Source organism: Pseudomonas sp. R1-1, assembly GCF_051132135.1.
Lineage (GTDB): Bacteria > Pseudomonadota > Gammaproteobacteria > Pseudomonadales > Pseudomonadaceae > Aquipseudomonas.
This window is the reverse complement of record NZ_CP071663.1, coordinates 1,922,468-1,933,725: the sequence shown is the minus strand read 5'-3', so window position 1 is coordinate 1,933,725 and position 11,258 is coordinate 1,922,468. Positions and strand designations below refer to the sequence as shown.

10 protein-coding genes are annotated in these 11,258 nt (G+C 60.6%); 5 read left to right on the top strand and 5 right to left on the bottom strand.

All coding sequences use genetic code 11. From position 1 onward, the window contains the following. The first annotated feature begins 84 nt into the window (after positions 1–84). A complete protein-coding gene (locus tag J3P75_RS08890; RefSeq protein WP_434709955.1) occupies positions 85–2,406 on the top strand; it encodes a response regulator in 2,322 nt (773 codons plus the stop codon). Here the strand turns inward: J3P75_RS08890 and J3P75_RS08885 are convergent. From J3P75_RS08885 to msrB, 3 genes are all read right to left on the bottom strand, one after another. Beyond that, entirely contained in the window at positions 2,390–2,851 is a 462-nt protein-coding gene (locus J3P75_RS08885; protein WP_434709954.1) for a MarR family winged helix-turn-helix transcriptional regulator, read from the bottom strand. The two genes, J3P75_RS08890 and J3P75_RS08885, sit on opposite strands and share 17 nt — an antisense overlap. Then, positions 2,848–3,333: a glutathione peroxidase gene (locus J3P75_RS08880; protein WP_093099714.1), complete on the bottom strand. Its 486-nt coding sequence runs from the start codon at positions 3,331–3,333 to the stop codon at positions 2,848–2,850. Before J3P75_RS08880 ends, J3P75_RS08885 begins: the two co-directional genes overlap by 4 nt. Before the next feature lie 109 nt (positions 3,334–3,442). Next, on the bottom strand, positions 3,443–3,838 hold the full coding sequence (gene msrB, locus J3P75_RS08875) for a peptide-methionine (R)-S-oxide reductase MsrB (RefSeq protein WP_434596610.1): 396 nt from the start codon (positions 3,836–3,838) through the stop codon (positions 3,443–3,445). A gap of 224 nt (positions 3,839–4,062) precedes the next feature. Here msrB and J3P75_RS08870 point away from each other — a divergent pair, with 224 nt between their 5' ends. Both J3P75_RS08870 and htpX read left to right on the top strand, forming a co-directional pair. After that, a complete protein-coding gene (locus tag J3P75_RS08870; RefSeq protein WP_025113152.1) occupies positions 4,063–5,274 on the top strand; it encodes a pyridoxal phosphate-dependent aminotransferase in 1,212 nt (403 codons plus the stop codon). A gap of 303 nt (positions 5,275–5,577) precedes the next feature. Then, positions 5,578–6,465: a protease HtpX gene (gene htpX, locus J3P75_RS08865; protein WP_123466521.1), complete on the top strand. Its 888-nt coding sequence runs from the start codon at positions 5,578–5,580 to the stop codon at positions 6,463–6,465. Positions 6,466–6,666: 201 nt separating this feature from the next. Here htpX and J3P75_RS08860 read toward each other — a convergent pair whose 3' ends face one another. Continuing rightward, positions 6,667–7,323 (bottom strand): thiopurine S-methyltransferase, encoded by a 657-nt coding sequence (locus J3P75_RS08860; protein ID WP_434709953.1) that lies wholly within the window; start codon positions 7,321–7,323, stop codon positions 6,667–6,669. Between the two features lie 102 nt (positions 7,324–7,425). Between J3P75_RS08860 and J3P75_RS08855 the strand changes: the two genes are divergently transcribed. Continuing rightward, on the top strand, positions 7,426–8,193 hold the full coding sequence (locus J3P75_RS08855) for a DODA-type extradiol aromatic ring-opening family dioxygenase (protein ID WP_434709952.1): 768 nt from the start codon (positions 7,426–7,428) through the stop codon (positions 8,191–8,193). A gap of 117 nt (positions 8,194–8,310) precedes the next feature. Here J3P75_RS08855 and J3P75_RS08850 read toward each other — a convergent pair whose 3' ends face one another. After that, a complete protein-coding gene (locus tag J3P75_RS08850; RefSeq protein WP_090284939.1) occupies positions 8,311–9,984 on the bottom strand; it encodes a DEAD/DEAH box helicase in 1,674 nt (557 codons plus the stop codon). Between the two features lie 420 nt (positions 9,985–10,404). On the opposite strand from J3P75_RS08850, the gene J3P75_RS08845 reads away from it, so the two are divergent. Further along, positions 10,405–11,196 carry a crotonase/enoyl-CoA hydratase family protein gene (locus J3P75_RS08845; protein WP_434709951.1) on the top strand — a complete coding sequence of 264 codons (792 nt, stop codon included), beginning with the start codon at positions 10,405–10,407 and terminating at the stop codon, positions 11,194–11,196. Positions 11,197–11,258: the final 62 nt, after the last annotated feature.

Below are 11,258 nucleotides of genomic sequence, written 5' to 3'. Positions count from 1 at the left end.
ACAAGGCGATTCGGGAACCTCGGTATCCATACATGATCGACTATGCTTGAGCAGCGAAGGGAAACGGAAGTGGTTCAACACCCCATGGATATCAAATTCACCCACCGGCTGTCGTTCAAACAAGCCAGGCTTACCGTGCTGGTCGGGTTCATTCTGGGCACGCTGCTCAGCCTGCTGCAAATCGGCATCGATTATGCCAGCGAAGACGCCTCCATCAACCGTGAAATCCTGTCGCTGCTGGAAATCAGCCACAATCCGGCCTCGCGCATCGCCTACAACATCGATGCCGAACTGGCGCAGGAACTGACCCTGGGCCTGTTGCGCTCGCCGGCGATCATCTCGGCGACCCTCACCGACAACAACGGCACGGTACTGGCCAACGTCAAACGCCCGGAGCTGCAGAGCGGCTATCGGGTGATCAGCGATTTTCTGTTTGGCGCCAAGCGCCAGTTCGAGGATCGCCTGTATCTGGATCACCTGCCCAATGAATCGCTTGGCGTATTGAATCTGGAAGTCGACACCTACGCCTTCGGCAGCCGGTTCCTGCGCCGGGCCGAGATCACCCTGCTCAACGGTTTCGCCCGTAGCCTGCTGCTGACCGGCATTCTGCTCGCGCTGTTCTACGTGATGCTGACCAAGCCGTTGGTGCGGGTCATCCGCGAACTCAGCGGCCGCGACCCGCGCAGCGCCGAGCCGACCACTCTGGAATGCCCCGCTGGCCATGCCAACGATGAAATCGGCGTGCTGGTCAAAGTCGCCAATCAGCAATTCGAGAACATTGCCACCGAGATCCAGCAGCGGCGCAATGCAGAAAACCGTCTGACCGACTACCTCGGTCAACTGGAAAACATCGTTTCGGCGCGCACTGCCGAACTCAAGGCCATCAATGCGCGGCTCAGCCAGTCCAACCAGGAACTGGAAATCGCGCGCAGCACCGCGCTGGACATGGCCGAAGCGCGCTCGGCGTTTCTCGCCAACATGAGCCACGAAATCCGCACACCGCTCAACGGCTTGCTGGGGATGATCGCGCTGTCGCTCGACGGCCCGCTGAATGCCGAACAGCAGCAACAGCTATCGATCGCCCATGACTCGGGCAAGGTGCTGGTCGAGCTGCTTAACGATATTCTCGACCTGTCGAAATTCGATGCCGGGCAACTGGAGCTCGAACACATCCCGTTCGATCTCGGCTCGCTGATCGAAGACACCGCCAACCTGCTGTCACAGAACGCCGCGCCAAGCGTCGAGCTGACCTGCCTGATCGATCCGCACTTTCCGGCACTGGTGCTCGGCGACCCGACCCGGGTGCGGCAGATCGTCAGCAACCTGCTGTCCAACGCGCTGAAATTCACCCGCTTCGGCCGGGTCGATGTGCGCCTGTCGACCTACAAGGACGGCGTACGCATTGAAGTCTGTGACACCGGCATCGGCATCGCTCAGGAAGCGCAGTTGAAAATCTTCCAGCCGTTCACCCAGGCCGGCGCCGGTATCACCCGCCAATACGGCGGCACCGGACTGGGGCTGGCGCTGACTTACAACCTTTGCGAAGCGATGCAGGGCCGGCTGACGATCAGTTCCGAAATCGGTTTCGGCAGTCAGTTCTGCGCCGAGCTGCCCCTGCCCTGTCATACCCGCGACCTGGCGCCGGCGCCGCTGCAAGGGAAGATTCTGGCCATTACCGCAGCCAGCAGCGGTCTGGCGGAACTGTTGCAAAGTCTGCTGCCGGTCTGGGGCCTGGAGTACACGCAGCGCACCATCGATGATTCGCTGCTGGGCCTGAAACCTGACGTGTTGATTACCGATTGCCCGGAGTGCCTGTTCGGGCTGCGACCGACCATCACCGCGCCGATCCTGCTGGTGACGGCTTACGGCAGTTTCCTGCCGAGCGAAGAAGCCGCCGCCCTCGCGCCCCTGCAACAACAGGCCCGCCCGCTGGCGCGTAACGCGCTGTACCAGAACCTGCGGCGCACTTTGCAGCCGGAAGTGGTCGCGATCAACGATGCGCAGCAAGACGCTTCGACCGCAAACACTCGCGGGCGGGTCTTGCTGGTCGAGGACAACCCGGTCAACCAGCTGGTGGCCAAGGGCATGCTCGGCAAGCTGGGTTGCGAAGTCGTCGTCGCTGCCCACGGCGCCGAAGCGCTGGATCAGCTTGAATTCAACGATTTCGATCTGGTGCTGATGGATTGCAACATGCCGGTGATGGACGGTTACGAAGCGAGCCGGCAGATCCGCCAGAGCGGACGCTGGCCGCAACTGCCGATTGTCGCCCTGACCGCCAACGCCATGTCCGAGGAGCGCGAACGCTGCCGCGCGGCCGGCATGAGCGATTATCTGGCCAAGCCGTTCCGCCGCGAGGAGCTGGCGGCCCTGCTCGATCAGTGGGTGCCGCCTACCCCAGCGCCTTGATCTGTCCCAACAAGTGGTCGAGGCCGTCGCGCAGTTGGTTGAGCCGGTCCAGATCCACCCCGCTGTCGCATAACAGGCGGGCCCTCAGCGGCCCGACCTGTTCACGCAGCGCCTGTCCCTCAGGCGTCAGGCTCAAGTGCACTTCACGTTCGTCGCGGGCCGAACGTTGGCGCTGCACCAACTGCAATTGCTCCAGACGTTTCAGCAGCGGCGTTAACGTGCCCGAATCCAGCACCAGACGTTCGCCCAGGGCTTTGACGGTCGGTTGCTGCGGAGCGACGTCCTGCCATTCCCACAGCACCAGCATCGCCAGGTATTGCGGGTACGTCAGGCCGAGCTGATCGAGCATCGGCTTGTAGGCGCGAATCACCGCCCGCGAAGCGGCATACAGCTTGAAGCACAACTGGCTGTCGAGCTTCAGCGAAACGAGCGGCAGGCTGTTCATTTGAGCAGGGCTTCGATCTCGCGGCTCAGGTCCTGCGGCTTGGTGGCCGGGGCGAAGCGCTTGACCAACTGGCCGTCCTTGCCGATCAGAAACTTGGTGAAGTTCCACTTGATGCCTTGCGAACCGAGGACGCCGGGCGCGCGTTTCTTCAACTGCACGAACAATGGATGAGCGCCGGCGCCGTTGACCTCGACCTTTTTGAACAGCGGGAAGCTCACACCAAAATTCAATTCGCAGAACTCGCTGATCGCGCCTTCGTTGCCCGGCTCCTGCTTGCCGAACTGGTTGCAGGGAAAGCCCAATACCACCAGCCCCTGATCCTTGTAGGTCTGCCACAGCTCTTCGAGGCCTTTGTACTGCGGAGTGAAGCCGCATTTGCTCGCCGTATTGACCACCAGCACCGCTTTGCCGGCGAAATCGGCCAGAGTCTTTTGCTCACCCTTGATAGTGGTGCAGGGGATGTTCAGCAGGTTGTCGCTCATGAGTCGGGCTCCACGGAAGGTCGGGAAAGAGCAAACATAGCGAGCAATTCAATTGTGTGCAATTTAATTACCGGATAAAAAGGCGACCCGGCGGCCGCCCTGTTGACGCTTACTGGCGTGGTTCGAGATTCAGGCACACCGAGTTGATGCAATAGCGCAGGCCGGTCGGTGGCGGGCCGTCCGGGAACACGTGGCCCAGATGCGCATCGCAACGCGCGCACTTCACTTCGGTGCGGATCATGCCGTGGCTGGTGTCACGGATTTCGGTCATCGCACTTTCGCCGATCGGCGCGTAGAAACTCGGCCAGCCGCAGCCGGAATCGAACTTGGTGGTGGAATCGAACAGCGGCTCGTTGCAGCAGACACAGTGATAGACGCCATCGGTCTTGGTGTCGTTGTATTTGCCGGAGAACGGGCGCTCGGTGGCACTGAGGCGGCACACGTTGTACTGCTCCGGATCGAGCATGGCTTTCCATTCTTCCAGGGTTTTTTGCAACTTTTCCATCATCACACCTCAGCGGCTGAAAAAGCCCGATCTGTACCTTTTCCACGGATCGGGCGGCACGTATGATTGCGCCTCGTCACGCACCAGTCTGGCAGCCAGACCGGGCGCATTCAAACGGATTCTCCGAGCCACGGCTCGATCGGTCCGCCTGTGTGCAGACGCAGGATTCCCAGTACGGTTGTCCATTCGCCGCCTGGATCGTTCATTTTCAGGATCACATCGCCATGCAGTTCAGCAAATCGAACAAGCTCGCCAACGTCTGCTACGACATTCGCGGCCCGGTGCTCAAGCACGCCAAACGTCTGGAGGAGGAAGGCCAGCGCATCCTCAAGCTGAACATCGGCAACCCGGCACCGTTCGGTTTCGAAGCGCCGGACGAAATTCTTCAGGATGTGATCCGCAACCTGCCGACCGCGCAAGGCTACAGCGACTCCAAAGGCCTGTTCAGTGCGCGCAAAGCCGTGATGCAGTACTACCAGCAGAAGAATGTCGAAGGCGTCGGCATCGAAGACATTTACCTGGGCAACGGCGTGTCCGAGCTGATCGTGATGTCGCTGCAGGCGCTGCTCAACAACGGCGACGAAGTGCTGGTGCCGGCCCCGGATTACCCGCTGTGGACCGCTGCCGTCAGCCTCGCCGGCGGTAACGCCGTGCATTACCTGTGTGACGAGGGCGCCGGCTGGTTCCCCGATCTGGCCGATATCAAGGCCAAAATCACCCCGAACACCAAAGCGATGGTGATCATCAACCCGAACAACCCGACCGGCGCGGTGTATTCGAAGGAAGTGCTGCTGGGCATGCTGGAAATCGCCCGGGCGCACAATCTGGTGGTGTTCTCCGACGAGATCTACGACAAGATCCTTTATGATGATGCCGTGCACATCTGCACCGCCTCGCTGGCGCCGGACCTGCTCTGCCTGACCTTCAACGGCCTGTCGAAGTCCTACCGCGTGGCCGGCTTCCGCTCGGGCTGGATTGCCATTTCCGGGCCGAAACACAACGCACAGAGCTACATCGAAGGCATCGACATGCTGGCCAACATGCGCCTGTGCGCCAACGTGCCGAGCCAGCATGCAATCCAGACCGCGCTGGGCGGCTATCAGAGCATTAATGATCTGGTGCTGCCGCAGGGTCGCCTGCTGGAACAGCGCAATCGCACCTGGGAATTGCTCAACGACATTCCTGGCGTCAGCTGCGTCAAGCCGATGGGCGCGCTGTATGCGTTCCCGAAAATCGACCCTAAAGTCTGCCCGATCCACAACGACGAGAAATTCGTCCTCGACCTGCTGCTTTCGGAAAAGCTGCTGGTCGTGCAAGGCACGGCGTTCAACTGGCCATGGCCGGACCACTTCCGTGTGGTCACCCTGCCCCGCGTCGACGATCTGGAAATGGCCATCGGCCGCATCGGTAACTTCCTCAAGTCCTACCGCCAGTAACTGGCCAGCAGTGCGCAACAGCCCAATGTTGCGCACTGTCTGATTCAGCAACACTTCTGCGTTCCGCCTGCGCACAGGCCTTCTACACTTGCGTTTCGTGCCCGCTAACAGCGTCCGGGGTAATGACGACGGGTCGCGACTGCCCGTCATCCTTGTCCTGATCTGACGTGGGAAATGTGCCCGGTACTGAAGAATTCACTGTAGGACACAGTTTGAAATAGTCACTCAGTTGAATAGCCGGGTGCAGCACCTTATATACCCCGCAGTACGCTACATCTTTAGCTTGAGGAGATTTCTACAACCATGATGCGCATCCTGCTGTTTTTGGCCACTAACCTGGCGGTCGTGCTGATAGCCAGCATCACCCTGAGCCTGTTCGGCTTCAACGGGTTCATGGCGGCCAACGGGGTCGACCTCGACCTCAGTCAGCTGCTGGTTTTCTGTGCCGTCTTTGGTTTCGCCGGCTCGCTGTTCTCGCTGTTCATCTCCAAGTGGATGGCGAAGATGAGCACGGGCACCCAGATCATCAGCCAGCCGCGGACCCGGCACGAGCAATGGCTGCTGCAAACCGTCGAGCAACTGTCCCGCGAAGCCGGGATCAAGATGCCCGAAGTGGGTATTTTCCCGGCCTACGAAGCGAACGCTTTCGCCACCGGCTGGAACAAGAACGACGCGCTGGTCGCGGTCAGCCAGGGCCTGCTCGAGCGGTTTTCGCCCGATGAAGTCAAAGCCGTGCTGGCCCACGAGATCGGCCACGTCGCCAATGGCGACATGGTCACGCTGGCGTTGATCCAGGGCGTGGTGAACACCTTCGTGATGTTCTTCGCACGGATCATCGGCAACTTCGTCGACAAGGTGATCTTCAAGAACGAAGAAGGCCAGGGCATCGCCTACTACGTGGCGACGATCTTCGCCGAACTGGTACTGGGCATTCTCGCCAGCGCGATCGTCATGTGGTTCTCGCGCAAGCGCGAATTCCGTGCCGACGAAGCCGGCGCCCGACTGGCCGGCACCAACGCGATGATCGGCGCGCTGCAACGTCTGCGCGCCGAACAGGGCCTGCCGGTGCACATGCCGGACACCCTGAACGCGTTCGGCATCAACGGTGGCATCAAACAGGGCTTCGCCCGCATGTTCATGAGCCACCCGCCGCTGGAAGAGCGTATCGACGCGTTGCGTCGTCGCGGTTGATTTAACCGGTTGTAAAAGACAAGGCCCGCAGTGATGCGGGCCTTTTTGCGTTTTCCTGAATATTTTTCGGCGACTGATAAGGCCTCATCGCGAGCAGGCTCACTCCCACAGGATTTGTGGTATTCACATAATCCTTGACCCACCATAAATCAATGTAGGAGTGAGCCTGCTCGCGATGAGGCCGGAACTGCCTGCACATAACTATCGGCTGGAAATCCGGTAAACCCGCTCCACCAATTCCGTCACCCCCGCATCGGAAAACCTCGGACTCTCGGCCAACACATCCTGCTCTTCCAGCCTCTGCACCTGCCAGCCCTCACTGAACAACCGTTGCACCTCGTCATCATCCACCGCAAACGGCGGCCCGGGCATTTGCGCCTGAGGGTAATCGAGGGTGATCAACAATCCCTGCACGCCGGGCGCAAGGATTTGCTGAAGATGCGCCGCATAACGTTCACGCATCGGCGCCGGCAAGGCGATCAGCGCGGCGCGGTCGTACAACGCCGTGCAACCGGCAACGTCCTGCGCCGTCAACGCAAAGAAGTCACCGCACCACAGCTCGATGGCATCACTGCGGTAAACCTTGAAAGCGCCTTTCTGGCTGATCTGCGGTTCAACCTTATGCTCACTGAAAAAGCCCTCGATCGCCTTCTCCGACAGCTCAACCCCGAGCACCTGATGGCCACGCTCGGCAAGCCACAGCAAATCCAGACTTTTCCCGCACAGCGGCACCAGCACACGCGCCAAGGGCTCAATCGACAGGTCGGGCCAATAGCGTCGCAAATACGGGTTGGCCTCGGACTGATGAAAGCCGATCTGGTTCGAATCCCATTTCTTGTACCAAAACTCAGGCTGCATGCATCACTCCCGAAAAATCGATAAAAAACCGCGAAAACTTATATTAGATTCAAATCGGTCAACTGACCGAAGATGAGCCATCTTAATCCTCAGGAATCCACCATGTTGCCCAGCCTGTTCATTTCCCATGGCTCACCCATGCTGGCCCTGGAACCCGGCGCCAGCGGCCCGGCATTGGCGCGGCTGGCGGCCGAACTGCCTAGACCCAAAGCCATTGTCGTGGTTTCCGCGCATTGGGAAAGCCAGGAGTTGCTGGTCAGCAGTCATCCGCAGCCAGAAACCTGGCACGACTTCGGCGGCTTTCCTCGCGCATTGTTCGAGGTGCAGTATCCGGCGCCGGGCAATCCGCAACTGGCCGCCGAGGTTGCCGCCCTGCTGACCGCCAACCACCTGCCGGCGCGCCTCGACCCGCAACGCCCGTTCGATCATGGCGTTTGGGTGCCGCTGTCGCTGATGTATCCGCAAGCGGACATTCCGGTGGTGCAGGTGTCGCTGCCAAGTCGTGCGGGACCGGCGCTGCAAACGCGGGTTGGCCGCGCGCTGGCGAGCCTGCGCGATCAGGGCGTTCTGTTGATCGGCTCTGGCAGCATCACTCACAACCTGCGCGAACTTGACTGGCATGCCGGCCCCGAGAGCGTCGAGCCGTGGGCGCGGGATTTTCGTGACTGGATCATCCACAAACTCGAAGCCGATGATGAGACGGCATTGCACGATTACCGCCAGCAGGCGCCGCATGCGGTGCGCAGTCATCCGAGTGATGAGCATTTGTTGCCGCTGTACTTTGCGCGAGGTGCCGGAGGTGAGTTCAGCGTGGCGCACAAGGGGTTCACGATGGGGGCGTTGGGGATGGATATCTATCGCTTTGGCTGACGCCATCGCCAGCAGGCTGGCTCCCACAGGGTTTTGTGTGAACCCGAAAGACAGGCAAAAAAAATCCCCGAACCAGTCGGGGATTTTTTATGTGCGATCAATCAGCCCGAGAGCGGATCAATCTTCGCGGTAGCGACGCAGTTTCAGCTGTTTGCCGGCAACGCGAGTGTCCTTCAGTTTGGTCAGGAGTTTGTCCAGACCATCTTCCGGCAGCTCGACGAGGCTGAAGCTGTCACGCACCTGGATGCGACCGATCGCTTCGCGGGCCAGGCCACCTTCGTTGAGGATCGCGCCCAGCAGGTTTTTCGCTGCGATACCGTCACGCGCGCCCAGCGCGGTACGGCAACGAGCACGGCCTTCGCCCAGAGGCATTGGCGCGCGACGCTCGCGGTCACCACGATCAGGACGATCACCGGAACGCTCAGGACGGTCGCCACGCGGTGCGTTGTTCGGCACCAGTGGACGTTCCTTCTCGATCGCCGCCAGGTTCAGCGCTTGACCGTTGGTGGCTTTGCGCAGCAGCGCTGCAGCCAGTGCACGTGGAGTGCAACCGATGTCAGCGGTCAGGCGATCGAGCAGATCACCGTGAGTCGACTCGGCATCGCCAACCAGCGGCGACAGGCTGTTGGTCAGTTTCTTGATGCGTGCATCGAGAACGGCCTGAGCGTCCGGCAGGCGGACTTCAGCAACCTTCTGACCGGTGACGCGCTCGATCACTTGCAGCATGCGGCGCTCACGTGGAGTCACCAGCAGCAGTGCGCGACCTTCGCGACCGGCACGGCCGGTACGGCCGATACGGTGCACGTAGGATTCCGGATCGTACGGCATGTCCACGTTGAACACATGGGTGATGCGTGGAACGTCCAGACCACGAGCAGCAACGTCGGTGGCGACGACGATGTCCAGACGGCCATCCTTGAGCGAGTCGATGACGCGCTCACGCTGGTTCTGGGCGATGTCACCGTTCAGCGCCGCGGCTTTGTAGCCTTTGGCGTCGAGGGCGCTGGCCAGATCCAGAGTCGCTTGCTTGGTGCGCACGAACATGATCAGTGCGTCGAAGTCTTCGACTTCCAGCAGGCTGAGCACGGCCGAGGTCTTCTGGTCAGCGTGAACCAACAGGTGAGCCTGTTCGATCGCGGTAACGGTCTGGGTCTTGGTCTGGATCTTGACGTGTTGCGGATCGCGCAGGTGGCGTTCGGCAATGGCGCGGATCGACTGCGGCAGGGTCGCCGAGAACAGAACGGTCTGACGGGTCGCTGGCAGAGCCTTGAAGATGACTTCCAGGTCATCCATGAAGCCCAGTTTCAGCATTTCGTCAGCTTCGTCGAGCACCAGATGGTTCACGGTCGACAGGACTTTCTCGTCGCGACGCAGGTGGTCACACAGACGACCCGGGGTGGCGACAACGATCTGTGCGCCATTACGGATAGCCTTGAGTTGCGGGCCCATCGGCGCGCCGCCGTAAACGGCCACGACAGTAACGCCTGGCATTTGCTTGGCGTAGGTTTCAAAAGCGGTTGCTACTTGCAGCGCCAACTCTCGGGTCGGCGCCAGGATCAGGGCTTGCGGTTCGCGCTTGGCAGGATCGATGCGGTGCAGAATAGGCAGTGCGAACGCGGCGGTTTTACCGGTACCGGTTTGCGCCTGGCCAATCATGTCCTGGCCGGCCATGATGATCGGGATCGATTGCTGCTGAATCGCCGAAGGCTCTTCGTAGCCAGTCGCTGCGACGGCTGCAAGAATATTCGGGTTGAGATTAAAAGCGGCGAATCCGCCGGTTTCCTGGGTCATGGGTCTGCCTCTAAGTGCATCCGCAAAGACCCATGCTCCAAAGCTGCGCATGCCGTGTTGAGACTCAAGAGTCGCCCTGGCAGCTTTGTCGGCGGGGATTTGCGAAAACGAATGAATGAAGATGAATCGTCAAGGAAGAGCCCGCAGTGCGGACGTGCAGCCGAAGCTGACTTCGGGGAATTGCGCTACCTAAACGCGGCCCGGTTAAAGGCCGGCGCGCACTATACCGGATTTTGCCCGAAAAGGGAGCTTTTTTTATCGGTCGGATCGCTGTGTCAGCGCTGTGTAACGGGGTTTTGCAGATAATCGCGCCAGGGTCTATTTTGCAAAGGCCCGCCACGGCGTGTGATGCCGCTTAAACGATTCATCGAGCTGCGACATACCGTCGCGGCGCCGCTCTTCCCGCCCGAGGATTCAGCCATGAACCAGCCCTGTCCGGGTCGCGTCAGCCGCGAACGTCGCGGTCATGTCCACCTGATCGGCCTCGATCGGGCGGCCAAACGCAACGCCTTTGATCTGGACCTGCTTAATGATTTGAGTCTGGCCTATGGCGAATTCGAGGCAGACAGCGACGCGCGGGTAGCGGTGGTGTTCGGCCATGGCGAACATTTCACCGCCGGCCTGGATCTGCTCAATGCCAGCGCTGCTTTCGCTGAAGGCTGGCAGGTGCCGATCGGCGGTTGCGATCCGTGGGGCGTGTTCGTCGGGCCACGAGTGAGCAAACCGGTGATCGTCGCCGCGCAGGGTTACTGCCTGACCATCGGTATCGAGCTGATGCTGGCTGCTGACGTCAACCTCTGCGCGAGCAATACCCGCTTCGCGCAAATGGAGGTTCAGCGTGGGATCTTTCCTTTTGGTGGCGCGACTTTACGCTTTCAGCAGATCGCCGGTTGGGGCAACGCGATGCGCTGGCTGCTGACCGGGGATGAATTCGATGCGCATGACGCGTTGCATCTGGGCCTGGTGCAGGAAGTGATGGCCAGCGAAGACCTGATGCCGCGTGCCATCGAGCTGGCAGAACGGATTGCCCGGCAGGCGCCGCTGGGGGTGCAGGCGACGTTGCTGTCGGCACGGCAGGCGCGCTATGAGGGCGAGACGGCGGCGGCGCAGGGATTGCCTGCACTGGTGAAGAAATTGCTGGCCACTGAAGATGCCAAGGAAGGCGTGCGGTCGTTGGTGGAGCGGCGGCCCGGGGTTTTCAAAGGGGTCTGAATATGTGCCGTTCATCAGGCCGCCATCGCTAGCAGGCTAGCTCCCACAGGGGTTTTGTGTAC

What these genes read in the sequence shown, in the direction of transcription:
- J3P75_RS08890 (WP_434709955.1), top strand. Translation starts at nt 85, where the DNA reads ATGGATATCAAATTCACCCACCGGCTGTCGTTCAAACAAGCCAGGCTT.
- J3P75_RS08885 (WP_434709954.1), bottom strand. Translation starts at nt 2,851, where the DNA reads ATGAACAGCCTGCCGCTCGTTTCGCTGAAGCTCGACAGCCAGTTGTGC.
- J3P75_RS08880 (WP_093099714.1), bottom strand. Translation starts at nt 3,333, where the DNA reads ATGAGCGACAACCTGCTGAACATCCCCTGCACCACTATCAAGGGTGAG.
- msrB (WP_434596610.1), bottom strand. Translation starts at nt 3,838, where the DNA reads ATGGAAAAGTTGCAAAAAACCCTGGAAGAATGGAAAGCCATGCTCGAT.
- J3P75_RS08870 (WP_025113152.1), top strand. Translation starts at nt 4,063, where the DNA reads ATGCAGTTCAGCAAATCGAACAAGCTCGCCAACGTCTGCTACGACATT.
- htpX (WP_123466521.1), top strand. Translation starts at nt 5,578, where the DNA reads ATGATGCGCATCCTGCTGTTTTTGGCCACTAACCTGGCGGTCGTGCTG.
- J3P75_RS08860 (WP_434709953.1), bottom strand. Translation starts at nt 7,323, where the DNA reads ATGCAGCCTGAGTTTTGGTACAAGAAATGGGATTCGAACCAGATCGGC.
- J3P75_RS08855 (WP_434709952.1), top strand. Translation starts at nt 7,426, where the DNA reads ATGTTGCCCAGCCTGTTCATTTCCCATGGCTCACCCATGCTGGCCCTG.
- J3P75_RS08850 (WP_090284939.1), bottom strand. Translation starts at nt 9,984, where the DNA reads ATGACCCAGGAAACCGGCGGATTCGCCGCTTTTAATCTCAACCCGAAT.
- J3P75_RS08845 (WP_434709951.1), top strand. Translation starts at nt 10,405, where the DNA reads ATGAACCAGCCCTGTCCGGGTCGCGTCAGCCGCGAACGTCGCGGTCAT.